Raw genomic sequence first — 16,926 nt, 5'->3', positions numbered from 1 at the left:
GAACGACGCGCGTAGCGATGGGATGAGCGCATGACCGACTGGACGCAACCGCGCGAGCACGCCGCAAGCGACCCGATCGCGCACGGCGGCAACCTGCACGACGCGGCGGCGCGCTACGGCATTGCGTACGCTCAGTGGCTCGATCTGTCGACGGGCATCAATCCGCACGGCTATCCGGTGCCGCCGCTGCCCGCCGACGCGTGGCGCCGTTTGCCCGACGAAGGCGACGGCTTCGCCGAGCGGGCCGCGCGCTACTACGACGCGCCCGATGCCGCGCACGTGCTGCCCGTCGCCGGCAGCCAGGCGGCGATTCGCGCGCTGCCCGCGTTGCTGTCGCCCGCGACGGTCGGCATCGCGCCGCTGACCTACGGCGAGTACGCGCCCGCGTTCGCGCGCGCCGGACACGCGGTCGCGCCGCTCGACGTGCATCGCGACACGCTGCCCGCCGCGCTCACGCACGTCACGATCGTCAACCCCGACAATCCGACCGCCACGCATATCGATGCCGCCAGGCTGCTGCACTGGCACGCGCAGTTGCGCGAACGCGGCGGCACGCTGCTCGTCGACGAAGCGTTCGCCGATACGCTGCCGGCCGCGCGGGTCGCGTCGCTGGCGGCGCATACGCACCGGGACGGGCTCGTCGTGTTGCGCTCGCCCGGCAAGTTCTTCGGGCTCGCGGGTGTGCGCGCCGGCTTCGTGCTCGGCGCGCCCGCATTGCTCGCCGCGTTGCGCGACAGGCTGGGGGCGTGGACTGTCAGCGGTCCCGCGCGTCATGCGGTGAGCGCCGCGTTCGACGATGCCGCGTGGCAAACGCGCATGCGTGAGCGGCTCATCGGCGACAGCGCGCGGCTTGCCGGGCTGTTGCATGCGCACGGTTTCGCGACACGCGGCACGCCGCTTTTCGCATGGACCGACGATGCGCGCGCCGCCGCGTTGCATGAAGCGCTCGCGCGGCGCGGCGTGTGGACGCGTCTTTTTCCGCCATCGCTTCGGGTGCCATCGGCCAGTGTGCGCTTCGGGCTGCCGGGCGACGAAGCCGAATGGACCCGCTTCGAGCAACAGTTGCAACAGGCGGTTGACTCGATCGATACCGCGCGGTCGAGTTAGCGCAGTGACCTTCGCACCCAAGCCGCTCAACGCTTCGTGATCCGCCCTCGTCCGATGATCCGCTTTGCTCGTTCCATCCGCTTTGCCCCGCCCGCGCATGGCTTCATCCATTGGTTCGGCGCCGCAGCGCTCGCGCTGACCGCACTGAGCGCGCACGCCGCGATCACCGTCACCGACGACAGCGGCGCGACCGTCACGCTCGCCGCGCCCGCGCAGCGCGTGATCAGCCTCGCCCCGCACGTGACCGAATTGCTGTACGCCGCAGGCGGCGGCCCGAAGATGGTCGGCGCCGTGTCGTACAGCGACTATCCGCCCGAAGCGAAGCAACTCCCGCGCGTCGGCGACAACAAGGCGCTCGACCTCGAACGCATCGTCGCGCTGAAACCGGACCTGATCGTCGTGTGGCGACACGGCAACGCGCAGCGCCAGCTCGAACGCTTGCGCGAGCTACACGTGCCGCTCTTTTTCAGCGAGCCGCGCCGTCTCGACGATATCGCCGTGTCGCTGACCAAGCTCGGCCGGCTGCTCGGCACATCGGCGAGCGCGGATGCGGCGGCGGCCGCCTTCCGCGACGACATCGCCCGTCTGCGCGCGCGGTATGCGAACCGCCCGGCCGTCAGCGTCTTTTATCAGGTATGGGACCGGCCGCTGATGACGCTCAACGGCGAGCACATGATCAGCGACGTGATCACGCTATGCGGCGGCCGCAATGTGTTCGCGGACCTGCAGCCGCTCGTGCCGACCGTGTCGATCGAAGCGGTGCTCGCGGCGAATCCGCAGGCGATCGTCACCGCCGCGCCCGGCGCGACGCGGCCCGACACGATGCTGCCGCAACTCGACACATGGCGCGCATGGCCGGGCCTCGCGGCCGTCGCGAACAACAACCTGTTTGCGATCGACGGCGATCTGATCAATCGCCCCGCGCCGCGCATCGCGCAAGGCGCGCGGCAACTGTGCGAGGACCTCGAACTGGCGCGCTCGCGCAGCAAGCAGCCTGCGCCATGACGGCGCCGCGTGTGGCGAGAAAAAAGGATCGGTTTTCCGGATGACCAAGCGGGTCACGCATTCCATCGCACGAGCGACCACTGCAGCGTCTCGTCGTTACGTCGCAACCAGACGATCCCGGTCATATCTAGCGACCACTGCAGGCAATGCGCGAGCGGCACCTCCAGCACCCACGACGCGATCGCGCGCATCACGCCCGCGTGCGTGACCACGTATGCGGGCGACAGCTCGCGCGTCAGCGCGAACGCATCGAACCACGCTCGCACACGCGCGACGAATTGCGCGACGCTCTCGCCGCCGTGCGCGCGCGCATGTTCGAAATTGGCGGCCCAGTCGTCGAGCAGCGCGCGATCGATCGTATCCCAGCGCTGCGCTTCCCACTCGCCGAAATCCATTTCCTTCAGGCGCTCGTCGTGGCTGACCACGCAGCCGAAGTCGTTCGCGATCTCGGTCGCTAGGGCGGCGCAGCGCGTAAGCGGACTCGTGATCAGCACACGCGGCGCCGGCACCTGCAAGCTCGCGAGCTTCACCGCCAACGCATTGGACGTGACCTCGGCGCTTTCCGCCAACGCGACATCGCTATGGCCGTAACAAACCCCCGCCTCGAGCGCGACAGCGGGATGTCGAATCAGGACGATATCCATGCAAGCCCCACCAGGTAGATGCTCAATTCGAAGATCTGCTGCGCAAAGCCGAGGCAGTCGCCGGTATAGCCGCCGATGCGTCTGACGAAATAACGACCCATCGCGAAGCGCAGCGCGAACAGCACAGCACACGTGAGCGCGGCGAAACGCCAGTCGGGCATGCCGGGGCCGTTCGGCCACAGCAGCCACGGCAGCCCGAACAGCGCGGAGCACAACAGCGCCGGCCTGCTCAAACGCTGCGCGACCGGCTTGGCTTTGCCGGCCGCGCGCACATAGTCGAGCGTGGCCAGGTAACTGATCGCGCACGCGCGGCTCGCGCCATGCGCCGCAAGCATCAGGCTTGCGGCGCGCAGCGGTGGCAATGCCGCGAGCGTTTGCCACTTGATCGCCAGAGCGATCACGAGCGCGATGGCGCCGAAAACACCGATGCGCGAGTCGTGCATGATGCGCAGCGCATCGTCGCGCGTATAGGCGCCACCGAACGCATCGATGCAGTCGGCGAGACCGTCCTCGTGAAATGCGCCCGTGACCACGAGCGACGCGGCCATCGACAGCAGCACCGCGACACTCGCCGGAAACACGCGCAGCGCGGCCAGATAGACGAGCGCGCTGAAGCCGCCGACCAACACGCCGACGAGCGGAAAATAGCGCGCCGCGGCGTTCAGATAATGCGGCTCGAAACCGACCCAGCGCGGCACGGGCACGCGCGTGAAGTAACCGAGCGCCGTGAAGAAATAGCGCAGTTCCGCGAGCGGGTTCATGAACGTGGCGAGTGCAGGTTCACGGCGCTGCGGGCCGAGCTTCGCGTTATCGCGAAGCGCGTGCTCGTGCGCTTCACGGTTCGCGATCGGCGACACCCGCCGAATCGAAGCTGGCCATCTCGTTGACGAAGGCCACCGCCGCGCGCAGCAACGGCACCGCGAGCGCGGCGCCCGTGCCTTCGCCGAGCCGCATGTCGAGCGACAGCAGCGGCTGCGCGCCGAAATGATCGAGCATGCGCCGATGCCCGGCCTCGTTCGACGCATGCGCGAACACGCAGTACTCGCGTACGTCGGGCGAGAACGCATCGGCGACCAGCAGCGCGGACGTCGCGATGAAGCCATCGACGAGGATGGTCATGCGCGCCTCGGCGGCCGCCAGATACGCGCCCGCCATCATCGCGATTTCGAAGCCGCCGAAGGTCGCGAGCACGTCGAGCGGCGCACGTGCATCCGCATCGCGCGCGAGCGCCGCCGCGAGCACGTTGCGCTTCTTCGCGAGTCCGGCATTGTCGAGACCCGTGCCGCGGCCGACGCAGTCGTCGATCGGCACGCCGCACAGGCGGCTCATCAGACACGCGGCCGCCGAGGTGTTCGCGATGCCCATCTCGCCGAAGCCGATCACGTTCGTGCCGAGCGCCGCGTGATGACGCACGCGCGCGGCGCCCGCCTGCATCGCGGCGAGCGCTTCGGCGTGCGTCATCGCGGCTTCGTGTGCGAAGTTGCGCGTGCCGGGCCCGACCGGAATGTCGACGAGTCGGTCCGTGGACGGCAGCGGCGTCGCGATGCCCGCGTTGACCACTTCGAGTTCGAGACCCGCGACGTGACTGAGCGCGTTGATCGCCGCGCCGCCCGCGATGAAGTTCGCGACCATCTGCGCGGTCACCGCTTGCGGATAGGGGCTCACGCCTTCGGCGGCGATGCCGTGGTCGCCCGCGAAAACGATCATCGCGGGACGCTGCACGGTGGGACGCGTACTACGCTGGATCAGGCCCATCTGGCGCGCCAGCGTTTCGAGCCGGCCGAGGCTGCCGAGCGGTTTGGTGCGCGTATCGATGATCCGCTGCAATTCGGCGCGTAGCGTCTGATCGAGCGGCGCGACTTCGGGCAAACCGGCTGGGTGTGGGATGCGAGTCATAGGTGTGATCGAAACAAGGGATAGGAATAAATATCAGCCTGACTGTGCGTCATGGCCGGCAGGCGATTCGTGACGCGCGCGCGGCGCGGGTATCAGCGCCTCGTGCTCGCCGTCGCGAATCAGAATCAGCGGATAGCCGAACGCGCGGCTCGTCAACGCGGGCGTCAGCACGTCGCGCACTGGGCCCGCATACGCGCCGCCCGCGCCGTCGAGCAGCAACGCGTGCGTCGCGAAGCGGCGCGCGAGGTTCAGGTCGTGGCACGAGAACAGCACACTACGGCGCGGTTCGCGCGTCCATGCGACGAGCGCTTCGAGACAGTCGACCTGATGATGCAGGTCGAGATGCGACAACGGTTCGTCGAGCAGCAACAGCGGCGCGTCCTGGCACAGCACCGCCGCGAGGGCAACGCGCTGACGCTCGCCGCCCGACAGCGACAGCACGTCGCGCGCCGCAAAGTCCGCAAGGCCGAGCCGTTCGAGCGCCGCCCGCGCGGCCGCGCGATCCTCATCGCGCTCCCAGCCCCAGCCGCCCAGATGCGGGAAGCGGTTCAGCAGCACGATGTCGAGCACGCTTGCGTCGAACGCATCGGCCGCGCTTTGCGGCATCAGCGCGCGGCGCCGTGCGAGCGGCAGCGGCTGCCAGTCGGCCACGCGCACGCCATCGAGTTCGACATGGCCCGCCGCCGGATGCAACAGCCCCGCCAGCGTCGATAGCAAGGTGGTCTTGCCCGCGCCGTTCGGCCCGGCGATGCACCAGATTTCGCCCGCATGGAACGTGTGCGTGAACGCGTCGAGCAAGGTGCGCGCGCCGGCGCGCAACGTCAGGCGCTGCATGCTCAGCATCGAACAGGTGGGACTGGGTTTGGCTCGTATCATCGGCGGCGTTTGAGCAGCATCCACAGGAACACCGGTACGCCCACCAGCGACGTGATCACGCCGACCGGCAATTGCGCGGGCGCGATCACGGTACGCGCGATCAGATCCGCGCCCATCACCGCGACACCGCCGCCGAGCGCGGCCGCCGGCAGCAGCATGCGCTGATCGTTGCCGAACGCGAGCCGCAGCATGTGCGGCACGACGAGACCGACGAAGCCGATCGTGCCCGCGGTCGTCACCGCCGCGGCCGCCGCCAGCGACGCGACCAGGTACACACGCAAACGCAGCGGCATCACGGCGACGCCCAACGCCTGGGCGGCCGCGTCGCCGCGCAGCAACAGGTTCAGACGCGGCGCGGCCGGCACGATCGCAAGCAACACGAGCGCGAGCGCCATCAGCGCGGTCCACGGCAGCGCGCCGCCGTTCAGGTCGCCGGTGAGCCAGAACAGCATGCCGCGCAGACGGCTGTCGGGCGCGAGATTGAGCAGCAGCGTGATCAGCGCGCCCCACCCGGCCGCGATCACCGCGCCGGTCAATAGCAAACGGGGCGACGTGTCCTGCGGCTCGCCGCGCCATAGCTCGCGACGCGCGAGGCCGAGCACCAGCAGGATCGACACGAACGCACCCGCGAACGCGCTCGCATCGACGAGCCACCATGCGCCGCCCGCGATCATCGCGACGAGCGCGAACGTCGCCGCGCCGCCCGACACGCCGAGCACGTATGGCTCGGCCAGCGGATTGCGCAGCAGCACCTGCAGCAGCGCGCCGGCGAGCGCGAGCAACGCGCCGCACGCGAAGCCCGCGAGCGCGCGCGGCAAACGCAACGTACGCACGATTTCGCCGGCGAGATCGTTGCTGCCCGTGCCGCCGAACGTGTGCGTCGGCACGAGCGCCGCAAGCACGCGCGACGGCGCGAGCGGCACACTGCCGAGCACCAGCGAGGCGCCGAGCACCGCGATGGCGGCGAGCGCGAGGCCGAGCCAGATCGCGGCCGCGCGTTTCGCGTTCATCGGGCGCGGCGTCGCCATCGCGGCGCACAGCGAAGCGGACGCGCGGCTCATCCGCGTGCGCTCACGCATGCGGCCACCCCGGCGCGCGCGTCACTGCTGCTGCCAGCCGAGCGTGAGATACGCACCGCGTCGCGGCGAGTTATACGAGTAGGCCGTTTCATAATCCTTGTTGAACAGATTGTCGATTTGCGCGCTGACGTACCACGCTTTGGTGACGTTGTAGCGCGCCGACAGATTCACGATGCCATAACCGCCGAGGTTGCCCGTGCTATCGGTACGCGGACCGCTGACGATCCACTCGCCGCCAACCCGCCATCCACCGATACTGCGATTCACCGCGAACGACCCGAACCGACGCGCGCGCCGCACGAGGTCGGTCCCGTTGTCGAGATCGACCGGGTTCTGCAGCGTCACCGTTGCGCGCACGTCGGTCTTGCCGACATGACCGCTCCACGATCCCTCGAGTCCCTGCACCTTCGCACGGCCGACGTTCTCCGCGAGGTAGATGCCGGGGATCGTCTGCACGTAGTCGATCAGATTCGTATAGCGCGTCTGGAATGCGTTCAGACGCATCACGCCGAGCGCATCGGTCGCATACTGCAAACCGGCTTCGACCGAATGACTGCGCTCGGGCTGGATCGACGGGTTGCCGCTGATCGGATAGTACAGATCGTCGAAGCTCGGCGCGCGGAACGCATCCGAATAGCTTGCGGTTACCTTCCAGCGCGACGTGATGTCGAATCCGTAGCCGAGATAGTAACTGTTCGCTCCACCGAAATCGGAGTACTGGTCGCGTCGCACGTTGGCCTGAATCTGGTTGCGGCCGAAGCGCGCGCTGTAGCCCGCGAAGACCGAATCGACGTGACGGTCGGGCGCGGCGAACGTGTCGGAGTCGAGCGTCTGGTCGAGATGCTCGTAGCCGAATTGCAGCTTCTGGTGCGCGGCGAGCGCGAAATCGTTCTGCCACGTGTACTGGCGATTGTCGGTATCGAAGCGGCCGTTGTAGATGCCATTGGTGTTCGACACGCTGCGGTCGTCGCCCTCGGCGAGCGTGACGTGGGTGGTCCACCAGTCGGTCAGCTTGCCGTTCGCGAATACCGACACCTGACGCACCTTGCTATAGAGATTGTTCAGATCGGTGGGCTCGCCGTACGCATTGTCGTAGCTGTTGTCGTTGTTCGACTGGAAATAGCTGACGCCCGCGTCCCACCTGTCGGTGAACTTGTGACGCAGCGACGCGCTGATGCTCTCGTTCAGATTGCCGTTTGCGTTCGGATTCGCGTTCGGCGCCTCGAGCGGATTGAGCGACGAAAAGCCGTCGTCCTTCGTGCGCGCGAGCGAAATATTGAAAGTCGTGCGGCCGTCCTGATCGAGCGCGCCGTTCACGCCGGCCGTTTGCGTCTGCGTGCGATAGCTGCCGTAGCCGACCGAAAAATTGAAACGCGGCGGATGATCGCCGCCGTCTTTCGTGAACACCTGCACGACGCCGCCGATCGCGCCCGAGCCATACAACGCCGACACGTTGCCGTTCACCACTTCGACGTGATCGACCTGATCGAGCGGAATCTGTGCGAGTTGAGCTGAGCCGAGACTCACCGAATCGACGCGCACGCCGTCGATCAGCAGCAGCGATTGCGTCGACGATGCGCCGCGCAGAAAGAGGCTCGTGGTCGAACCGGGGCCACCCGTGCGCGAGATTTGCGCGCCTGGCGCGAGTTGCAGCAGGCCGGGCAGATCGGTCGCGGTCGTGTCGGCGATGTCCTGCTGATCGAACTGCGTAGTCTGCGGGATCGCATCGCGCAACGCTTGCGGTCCGCGTTGCGCGGTCACGACGATCGGCGACAGCACGTTGCCCGACGCATCGGTGGAGGCGGCATTGGCAGCGATTGCAGCGTTTGCGGCGGTAGCATCCGTGGCGGACGATGAAGACGAATACGGCGTCGCAGACGCGGACGCGGGCTCGGCGCTTTGCGCATGCACGACGAGCGGCAGGCTCGCGAACGCGAGCAGCGTTGCGCGGGCGATGGGGGACAGCATGGGATGACATTCCTGTGGATAGCGTGCGCGGCCTGCTTCCCCGCAGGCCGACGCGTCACGAGGCGCCCCCTTGTTTAGCGTTTTCGCGGGGGGACGTCCCTCTTTTCTGGCCGGTATCCGGGCTACGACACATCGATCCGCCTTCCCACGCGTGACGCGCAGTGGCACACTCGCACGTTGAACTTCCAACCTTGCGACCAGGACCGACCTGCATGAGCACATCACATGCGGTCGCTTACCGTTGCGGGGGCAGCGCAGGTTCGCGCATCCGGTTTTGGCACCGCGCGCGTCCTGCTTCCCGTTTAACTGCGCGCGCCGAGAAGCGCGCGCGGGCACCAGAGTGCGGGAAGTTTACGAGCGGCCTCGCGGGGCGTCAAGAAAGGTCAACCGGAGCGCAATCGGTTCTGTTGAATGCAGGTTATTGTCCGATGGATTACCGGTTTTTTACCTTATGGTCGACGACACGACATGCAACGAACCTGCACGTAGCGATGCTGTTACGTCTCGAAACGAGACAATTGTCGGAACCTGTAATATTCCGCGCTAAAATGCGATGTCTTTAGAGGACGCAGCACATGCTCACCGAACTCGAATCACTCTCCCAGAACATCGGCAAGCTGATTGCGATCAGCCAGCGCCACAACGAAGCGCGGCTCGCGCTCGAAGAGCAGCTCGCGCAAACGCGTGCCGAAGTGCAAGCCACGCATGCGGAACTCGCGCAATTGCGCGAAGAGCGCGACGCACTGCAGGCGGAACGCGACGCGCTGTCCGCCAAGATCGACGACGCTCAGGTGCGCCTGAATGCGATTCTCGAAAAATTGCCGCGCGCACGCGCGAGCAGCGAACCGGATAACCAGCTCGATCTGCTCGAGTCCGCCCAGCCCGGACACGAGGAAGCGGAAAGCGACGTGAGCCGACACGGAGAAAGCGCATGACCACCAAGCAGATCGAAGTATCGATTCTCGAAGTACCCTATCGTCTCGCCTGCTCGCCGGAAACGGAAGGCGCGCTGCTCGAGGCGGTCGCGCGCGTCGACGCCGAGATGAAGAAAATCCGCAGCGGCAGCAACGTGCGCGGCACCGATCGCATCGCGGTGATGGCTGCGCTGTCGCTGGCATCGGAACTGCTTAAGCTGCAAAGCAGCGTGCGACACGGAGAAGCATTTCCCGCTGAAGAAATCCGGCGTACAATGCAGCAAATGAACGAACAGCTAGGTACTGTGATCGAGCAGTACAGCTTGCAGTAAGCAGTAGTGGGCCGGTTTCGAATCGGTCACGTGTTGAACGGTTTGGGTTGTAGCTTCATCGGTTTAGCTTCCCTGCCTGGTTCGCCAAGGTCATACATTCCTTGAACCAATGCCATGTGCACGGTTGCGGAAATTTGTAGCACGGGTGTGCGCGTCACTCAGTCTGATGTACCCGAAGTGTTGCTAACTGCGACCAATTCTGAACCCTCGGTTCAGGATGCCGGCCTAGCGGCTAAGGCGGGGACCTTATCTGGAACGGCATCGGACTTCGGTTCGATGCCGTTTTTCTTTGGTCGTCGTTTTTTCGTTTGAGCGCCTTTTTCAGGGGTTTTTCCGTACACGCCTGCTGTTGTTGCGCTTCGTTCAATCTCATACGCTCACTCCGATTCATGCGCTACTGGCTGATGAAGTCCGAACCGGACGAAGCAAGCATCGACGACCTCGCCAACGCACCTCATCGCACCTTGCCGTGGACGGGCGTACGCAACTATCAGGCGCGCAACTTCATGCGCGACGTGATGCAGGTCGGCGACGGCGTGCTCTTCTATCATTCGAGCTGTCCGGAGCCCGGCATCGCGGGCATCGCGGAGGTCTCGTCGAGCGCGTATCCGGACCCTACGCAGTTCGATAAAAAGAGCTCGTACTACGACGCGAAATCGTCGCCGGAAACGCCGCGCTGGATGCTCGTCGACGTCGTGTTCAAGAAGAAAATCGGGCTGATTCCGCTTGCCGCGCTGCGCGAGCATGCCGAATTGCAGGACATGCGCGTGCTCGCCAAAGGCAACCGCCTGTCGATCACGCCGGTGACCGAAGCCGAATGGCGCTTCATCACTAAACAGCTGGTTTAAGGGCGAACGCGCGACGCGGCACCTGTCGTGATCGCATCCAGGTCATCGTTTCCGATGCGGCGGCGAAGCACTAATTGGGGAACCAAGCGTCGGTAAAACGCGCCTAATCGGTCGACGAAAGCGTGAACTCGAACCGGCCGCTCGAGGGCAAGCCGATGCATTCGCCAGCGCAGCCGTCAAACCGCGCGCCACCACCCGTCGCTCGCGTCGAACGTGCACAACCTGTTCAAACAAGGATTCCAGTCATGACGACAAAAACCGCACGGTCCCTCGCACTTGCGCTCGCCTTGGGCGCGCCTGTGGCACTTGCACTGAACCCTGCGCCCGCTCGAGCGCAGACCATGATGCCGCAGCCTTCGGGCGTGCTGTCGCTGAATGCGCAGGCGAGCGCGGAAGTCCCGCAGGACGAAGTCGAAATCACGCTGTTTTACGAGCAGGAAGCGAGCGAGCCGTCGTCGCTGACGTCGACGCTGAACGAACGCGCCGACGCGGCATTGCAGAAAGCGCGCGGCGTCAGCGGCGTGACCGCGCGCTCGGGCGCGTTCTCGATCTTCCCGTCGACGGACCGCGACGGACGCATCACGACGTGGCGCGGCCGCACGGAAGTCGTGCTCGAATCGCGCGACTTCGCCGCGGCATCGAAGCTCGCCGGACAGATGGCATCGATCATGCAGGTTGGCAACGTGCGTTTCTCGCTGTCGCCGCAAGCGCAGCGCGCGGCCGAACAGCGGCTCAGCGGCGAGGCGATCAAATCGTTTCGCGAGCAGGCCGCGGCGTCCTCGCAGGCGTTCGGCTTTAGCGGCTATTCGATCCGCGAGGTCAACGTGAATCACAGCGGCGTGATGCCGCGTCCGATGATGATGATGAGCGCACGCGCGATGGGCGCCGACGCGAAGAGCGCGCCGCTGTCGCTCGAAGGCGGCACGTCGACGGTGACGGTCAACGTGTCGGGGTCGGTGCAGATGAAGTGATGCGCAAGCGCAAGCCCAAACAGAAAACGCCACGGCATCCATCGATGCCGTGGCGTTTTTTCATGCAACGCTCGCTACGCTAGCCGAGCGCCGCTCAGTTCGCGCCAACCGCCTGCGCCGGCTCGCGACGCCCACGGCGATACGCCCACACCATCAGGCCGATGCCCGCGAGAATCATGGGCAGCGACAGCCATTGACCCATCGACAGCCCCATCGCGAGCAGGCCGAGGAAATCGTCCGGCTCGCGCGCGAATTCGACCGTGAAGCGCGCCAGGCCGTAGCCGATCAGGAACATCGCGGAAATCGCGCCGAGCGGCTTCGGTTTGCGCGAGAAAAAGATCAGCACGAAGAACAGCGCCACGCCTTCGAGCGCGATCTCGTACAGCTCCGACGGATGTCGCGGCAGCATGTGATATTGCGCGAACACTTCGTTCAGATGCCATTGCGCGGCCAGTTGCGGATGCGCGGCGAGCCATGTGGCGTCGTCAGGCGCGGCGCCGGGAAACAGCATCGCCCACGGCGCCGACGGATCGGTCACGCGGCCCCACAGCTCGCCGTTGATGAAGTTGCCGAGGCGCCCCGCCGCGAGGCCCGTGGGCACCATCGGCGCGACGAAGTCGGTGACTTGCAGCCACGAGCGCTTGCGCTGATAAGCGAACAGCATCATCGCGATCGTCACGCCGAGAAAGCCGCCGTGAAACGACATGCCGCCTTCCCACACCTTGAAGATGTCGAGCGGATGCGCGAAATAAAAGCTCGCCTTGTAGAACAGCACATAGCCGAGCCGGCCGCCGAGGATCGTACCTAGCACGCCGTAGAACAGCATGTCGTCGATATCCTTCGCGGTCCAGCCTTGCGCGGCGACGTACGGCAGCCGCAGCCGCAGCCGGGCGACGACGATCGCCGCAACGAACGCGACGAGGTACATCAAGCCATACCAGCGCACGGCGAGCGGCCCCAGATGGATGGCGACAGGGTCGAAATTGGGGTGAATGAGCATCGTGTAGTTATGGGCAGTTCAGGTTCGAAAGCAGTTTTTACAGGGAATCAGAAGCGGGATCTAGACACGCGACGCGACGCTCGCCGCATGCGCGCGCACGATGTCGATGAAGCCCGCCAGCACCGGGCTGACCTCGTCGGTGCGCCAGACGAGGCCCGTCTCGATCGCGGGCACCGACTCGGACAGCGGCCGGTACACGACGCCCGTGCGCCGCAGGTTACGCAACGATTGCGGCACCAGCGCGACGCCCATGCCGGCCGACACGAGACTCACGATGGTCTGCATCTGGATCGCCTCCTGGCCGATCCGTGGCGCGAGGCCCGCAACGCCGTAGCAATCCATAATGATGTCATAAAAGCCTGGCGCGAGACGCCTTGGGAAGATCACGAGCGGCGCGTCGGCGACATCGCGCAGGCTGACGGGCATGTCGAGCCATTCGGCGGCGGGGTCTTCGGCGGCGCTGCCCTTGCCGTTTGCGTTCACGCTGCCCCGCAAGCCTTGCGCCATCTCCGTCGACATCGCGATCACGAGCGGCTCGCGCGCTATCGGCAGCCACGACAGCTGCGCCGCATGCCGCGACGGCAGCGGCGCGATCACCAGACCCGCGTCGATACGCCCGGCCACCAGTTCCTCGACCTGCACGTCGCTGGTCGCCTCGGTCAGTTCGAGCCGCACGCGCGGATGCCGCGCGCCGAAATCGCGCAGCAGCAGCGGCAGCAGGCCGTAATCCGCAGTCGACACGAACGCCAGCGACAGCACGCCCGCCTCGCCGCGCGCGAGGCTCTGCGCGAGCGGCCTGAGCCCTTCCGCGGCCGCGAGCAGCCGCTGCACCTCCGGCAACAGATCGGCGCCGACCGCCGTCAACTCGACCGAGCGCTTGGTGCGCGCGAACAGCTCGACGCCGAGCGTCTCCTCGAGCGCGCGGATCGCCTGCGACAGCGGCGGCTGCGTCATCGACAGACGCGCGGCCGCGCGCCCGAAGTGCTTTTCCTCGGCGACGGTGACGAAATAGCGCAACTGGCGCAGGTCGGGGATCGTCGGCAGCATGATTGATATATTTTACGACCTGAACAACCGCGAATAATACACACGACGCGTGTCACGCAAAACCGCCGGTTTGCACGGTCTGGCGGAACTACACTGAACGGATGCGCGCGCGCACGCCGCCGCGCGCTTTCATCAGAACAGCCAGACTGGAGCTCCCCATGGCCTACAACCGTCGTTCGAAGAACATCACGCAAGGCATCGCGCGTTCACCGAATCGCTCGATGTACTACGCGCTCGGCTACCAGAAGGAGGATTTCGACAAACCGATGATCGGCGTCGCCAACGGCCACTCGACGATCACGCCGTGCAACGCCGGCCTGCAGCGTCTCGCCGACGCGGCCGTCACCGCGATCAGGCGCGCCGACGCGAACCCGCAGACCTTCGGCACGCCGACGATCTCGGACGGCATGTCGATGGGCACCGAGGGCATGAAGTACTCGCTCGTGTCGCGCGAGGTGATCGCCGATTGCATCGAGACCTGCGTGCAAGGGCAATGGATGGACGGCGTGGTCGTGATCGGCGGCTGCGACAAGAACATGCCGGGCGGCATGATCGGCCTCGCGCGCATGAACGTGCCGGGCATCTACGTGTACGGCGGCACGATCCGGCCGGGCAACTGGAAAGGCACCGATCTGACGATCGTGTCGTCGTTCGAGGCGGTCGGCGAATTCACGGCGGGCCGCATGTCGCAGGAGGATTTCGAGGGCATCGAGAAAAATGCGTGTCCGTCGACCGGTTCGTGCGGCGGCATGTACACGGCCAATACGATGAGCTCGTCGTTCGAGGCGCTCGGCATGTCGCTCATGTATTCGTCGACGATGGCGAATCCCGACCAGGAGAAGGTCGACTCGGCCGCCGAATCGGCGCGTGTGCTCGTCGAAGCCGTCAAGAAGGATCTGAAGCCGCGCGACATCATCACGAAGCAGTCGATCGAAAACGCGGTTGCCTTGATCATGGCGACCGGCGGCTCGACCAACGCGGTGCTGCACTACCTGGCGATCGCGCACGCGGCCGAGATCGAATGGACGATCGAGGACTTCGAGCGCATGCGCAAAAAAGTGCCGGTGATCTGCAACCTGAAGCCGTCGGGGCAGTACGTCGCCACCGATCTGCACAAGGCGGGCGGCATTCCGCAGGTGCTGAAGATCCTGCTCGACGCCGGGCTTGTGCACGGCGATTGCATGACGATCACCGGCAAAACGATCGCTGAGGAGTTGAAGGACGTACCAGCCAGGCCGCGCAGCGATCAGCAGGTGATCTTCCCGATCGACAAGGCGCTCTACGCCGAAGGCCATCTCGCGATCCTGAAGGGCAATCTGGCCGAAGACGGCGCGGTCGCCAAGATCACCGGGCTCAAGAACCCCGTCATCACGGGCCCGGCGCGCGTGTTCGACGACGAGCAGAGCGCGCTCGAAGCGATCCTCGCCGACAAGATCGTCGCCGGCGACGTCGTCGTGCTGCGCTATCTTGGCCCGAAGGGCGGCCCCGGCATGCCGGAAATGCTCGCGCCGACCTCGGCGATCATCGGCAAGGGGCTCGGCGAATCGGTCGGGCTCATCACCGACGGCCGCTTCTCGGGCGGCACCTGGGGCATGGTGGTTGGGCACGTCGCGCCGGAGGCGTTCGTCGGCGGCACGATCGCGCTCGTGCTGGAAGGCGATTCGATCACGATCGACGCGCACCAGCTGCTGCTGCAACTGAACATCGACGATGCCGAGCTGCAGCGCCGCCGCGCCGCATGGCAGGCGCCGAAGCCGCGCTACACACGCGGCGTGATGGCCAAGTATTTCGCGCTCGCGCAGCCGGCGAATCGAGGGGCGGTGACGGGGTAATGACCGCGGCCGGCCTGGCCCGCCCCGACAGGGATAACCCGCCGCCACGTTACGCGAAAACGCAAGGGGCGCACGAAAATCCGTGCGCCCCTTTGCTCTTATAATGCGTGCACCACGAGCCGGGCATCTGCACTGGCGGAGACCATAATGAAATCGATGTCGTACGCGGCCGTAGCAGCCACTGTTGCGCTCGCCGCCGCATTGAGCGCCGCCAGTCCCGCAGCCCGAGCCGAAACAGCCGGGCTCGCGCTCGCCCAGCAGAAGAACTGCATGAGCTGCCACTCGGTCACTCGCCCGTTCATGGGGCCGGCGCTGCACGACGTTGCAGCCCGCTATGCGGGACGCAACGACGCCGCCTCCTATCTGAAGCGCAAGATCCTCGATGGCGGCACCGGCGTATGGGGAACCGTGCCGATGCCCGCGAACACGCAACTGACGCCCGATCAGGCGGCCACGCTGGCGGCTTGGGTGCTGACGCTCAAATAACGGCGCTCTCAGGTCACCGCGGCGTCAACGCGAGCGCCGCGCGATTTCTTCTTCCACCGCTTCACGTACCCAATCGGTCATCTCGGCTTCGAGCGTCTGCGCGACCTCGCGCGTGATCTGACTCACGAGCAGACTCGTGTGCTGCTGCACTGCATCACGGCAGCGCGCCTCGATGATGCCGCGCCCCTCGCCCGTCAGAAAACGCTGGAAGCGTCCGTGCAAACGTGCGGCGAGCGCGTCGGCATCGAGTGTGGGCTGAGCGGGAGCGGCTTCGTGCGCGCCTTCATGGTCGATATCCGGCGGCACGGTCGCGCCGGCTTCGAGCGGTATGAAGGGCTCGGTACGATCGAACACGCCGGGCGACACCTCCACGTCCTCATGCAAGTCGTCATGCCCATGTCGCACATGAATGCCGTGATGCGGCCGTGCGTGTTTTCTCGGGTGCGTGTGATCAGCCATGTGCGGCTGATGAAGCTCGGTCTGCGCGAGAGGCTCATGCTCCGCCGCATGCGGGGCTTCTCGCGTCGGCATCGGCTCCGGCACGAGCACGGGCTCCGGCGAACTCAGTTGCTCGGGCGTGGGCACCGGTTGGGGCGCGAGTACCGGCTCGGGCGCCAGCGTGGGGTCGGCTCGATGCGCGGGCGCTGGCACGAACGCGGGCTCCGTGCGGGAAGCGGGCTCGGGCACCGCCGCCGGTTGCGTGACGGCTGGGCTTGCGGGCTCGGCGCCCGGCTGGGATGCAGGCGCGGCGGCATCGGTCGACGCCTCGCGCGTCTCGCGCGCGCGGCCCGGCACGAGGACCTCGTTCAGGACCGGAATCGAATTGTCGTGGGGATCGGACACGTGCGCTCTCCGTGTTTGAGTCCAAGCCAGGGCAGGCGGTCCGCATGCCGCGTTCCTCGCGGCCATGACGCGCAGCGC

General features: G+C 66.3%; 17 protein-coding genes, 1 other RNA gene and 1 riboswitch. Of the genes, 9 read left to right on the top strand and 9 right to left on the bottom strand.

Annotated features, from left to right (window positions below):
• The first annotated feature begins 30 nt into the window (after nt 1-30).
• Nucleotides 31-1,107: a threonine-phosphate decarboxylase CobD gene (gene cobD / locus OKW26_RS37720; RefSeq protein ID WP_429356758.1), complete on the top strand. Its 1,077-nt coding sequence runs from the start codon at nt 31-33 to the stop codon at nt 1,105-1,107.
• A 54-nt stretch (nt 1,108-1,161) separates the two neighbouring features.
• Nucleotides 1,162-2,112 (top strand): cobalamin-binding protein, encoded by a 951-nt coding sequence (locus tag OKW26_RS37715; RefSeq protein ID WP_429356757.1) that lies wholly within the window; start codon nt 1,162-1,164, stop codon nt 2,110-2,112.
• Between the two features lie 53 nt (nt 2,113-2,165).
• Here the strand turns inward: OKW26_RS37715 and cobC are convergent, their stop codons facing one another.
• The 6 genes from cobC to OKW26_RS37685 all read right to left on the bottom strand — a co-directional run bounded on the left by cobC (nt 2,166) and on the right by OKW26_RS37685 (nt 8,575).
• The gene (gene cobC / locus OKW26_RS37710; RefSeq protein WP_090803430.1) at nt 2,166-2,756 is read right to left on the bottom strand and encodes an alpha-ribazole phosphatase; all 591 of its coding nucleotides are present in this window, start codon (nt 2,754-2,756) and stop codon (nt 2,166-2,168) included.
• Nucleotides 2,741-3,517 (bottom strand): adenosylcobinamide-GDP ribazoletransferase, encoded by a 777-nt coding sequence (locus OKW26_RS37705; protein WP_429357166.1) that lies wholly within the window; start codon nt 3,515-3,517, stop codon nt 2,741-2,743. The genes cobC and OKW26_RS37705 overlap by 16 nt, the downstream gene beginning before the upstream one ends.
• A gap of 73 nt (nt 3,518-3,590) precedes the next feature.
• Nucleotides 3,591-4,652 carry a nicotinate-nucleotide--dimethylbenzimidazole phosphoribosyltransferase gene (gene cobT / locus OKW26_RS37700; protein ID WP_429356756.1) on the bottom strand — a complete coding sequence of 354 codons (1,062 nt, stop codon included), beginning with the start codon at nt 4,650-4,652 and terminating at the stop codon, nt 3,591-3,593.
• 33 nt (nt 4,653-4,685) lie between these two features.
• Entirely contained in the window at nt 4,686-5,495 is an 810-nt protein-coding gene (locus tag OKW26_RS37695) for an ABC transporter ATP-binding protein (RefSeq protein WP_429356755.1), read from the bottom strand.
• Between the two features lie 29 nt (nt 5,496-5,524).
• Entirely contained in the window at nt 5,525-6,589 is a 1,065-nt protein-coding gene (locus OKW26_RS37690) for a FecCD family ABC transporter permease (RefSeq protein WP_429357165.1), read from the bottom strand.
• 39 nt (nt 6,590-6,628) lie between these two features.
• Nucleotides 6,629-8,575, bottom strand: a complete 1,947-nt coding sequence (locus OKW26_RS37685; RefSeq protein WP_429356754.1) for a TonB-dependent receptor domain-containing protein — start codon at nt 8,573-8,575, stop codon at nt 6,629-6,631.
• Between the two features lie 91 nt (nt 8,576-8,666).
• Nucleotides 8,667-8,930: riboswitch (cobalamin riboswitch) on the bottom strand.
• Between the two features lie 220 nt (nt 8,931-9,150).
• Between OKW26_RS37685 and OKW26_RS37680 the strand changes: the two genes are divergently transcribed.
• The 5 genes from OKW26_RS37680 (at nt 9,151) to OKW26_RS37660 (ending at nt 11,640) form a co-directional block, all read left to right on the top strand.
• Complete coding sequence (locus tag OKW26_RS37680; protein ID WP_090803421.1) at nt 9,151-9,510, top strand: ATPase; 360 nt, start codon at nt 9,151-9,153, stop codon at nt 9,508-9,510.
• A complete protein-coding gene (locus OKW26_RS37675) occupies nt 9,507-9,821 on the top strand; it encodes a cell division protein ZapA (protein ID WP_018419691.1) in 315 nt (104 codons plus the stop codon). The genes OKW26_RS37680 and OKW26_RS37675 overlap by 4 nt, the downstream gene beginning before the upstream one ends.
• 66 nt (nt 9,822-9,887) lie before the next feature.
• Nucleotides 9,888-10,069: non-coding RNA, 6S RNA (gene ssrS, locus OKW26_RS37670), on the top strand.
• A 141-nt stretch (nt 10,070-10,210) separates the two neighbouring features.
• Entirely contained in the window at nt 10,211-10,669 is a 459-nt protein-coding gene (locus OKW26_RS37665) for an EVE domain-containing protein (RefSeq protein ID WP_429356753.1), read from the top strand.
• Between the two features lie 245 nt (nt 10,670-10,914).
• On the top strand, nt 10,915-11,640 hold the full coding sequence (locus OKW26_RS37660; protein WP_187611784.1) for an SIMPL domain-containing protein: 726 nt from the start codon (nt 10,915-10,917) through the stop codon (nt 11,638-11,640).
• A gap of 94 nt (nt 11,641-11,734) precedes the next feature.
• Here OKW26_RS37660 and lgt read toward each other — a convergent pair whose 3' ends face one another.
• Both lgt and OKW26_RS37650 read right to left on the bottom strand, forming a co-directional pair.
• Nucleotides 11,735-12,640 (bottom strand): prolipoprotein diacylglyceryl transferase, encoded by a 906-nt coding sequence (gene lgt, locus OKW26_RS37655; RefSeq protein ID WP_187611785.1) that lies wholly within the window; start codon nt 12,638-12,640, stop codon nt 11,735-11,737.
• 60 nt (nt 12,641-12,700) lie between these two features.
• Nucleotides 12,701-13,687: a LysR family transcriptional regulator gene (locus tag OKW26_RS37650; RefSeq protein ID WP_184065300.1), complete on the bottom strand. Its 987-nt coding sequence runs from the start codon at nt 13,685-13,687 to the stop codon at nt 12,701-12,703.
• Nucleotides 13,688-13,845: 158 nt separating this feature from the next.
• Between OKW26_RS37650 and ilvD the strand changes: the two genes are divergently transcribed.
• Nucleotides 13,846-15,519 carry a dihydroxy-acid dehydratase gene (gene ilvD, locus OKW26_RS37645; RefSeq protein ID WP_429356752.1) on the top strand — a complete coding sequence of 558 codons (1,674 nt, stop codon included), beginning with the start codon at nt 13,846-13,848 and terminating at the stop codon, nt 15,517-15,519.
• A gap of 147 nt (nt 15,520-15,666) precedes the next feature.
• Nucleotides 15,667-16,005 (top strand): c-type cytochrome, encoded by a 339-nt coding sequence (locus OKW26_RS37640; protein WP_184021035.1) that lies wholly within the window; start codon nt 15,667-15,669, stop codon nt 16,003-16,005.
• Nucleotides 16,006-16,029: 24 nt separating this feature from the next.
• Here the strand turns inward: OKW26_RS37640 and OKW26_RS37635 are convergent, their stop codons facing one another.
• On the bottom strand, nt 16,030-16,848 hold the full coding sequence (locus OKW26_RS37635) for a DUF2486 family protein (protein WP_429356751.1): 819 nt from the start codon (nt 16,846-16,848) through the stop codon (nt 16,030-16,032).
• Between the last annotated feature and the right edge of the window lie 78 nt (nt 16,849-16,926).

Origin of the sequence: Paraburkholderia sp. 32, assembly GCF_050435345.1 — a bacterium.
Classification (GTDB): domain Bacteria; phylum Pseudomonadota; class Gammaproteobacteria; order Burkholderiales; family Burkholderiaceae; genus Paraburkholderia; species Paraburkholderia tuberum.
This window is presented reverse-complemented; position numbering and strand designations above follow the sequence as displayed.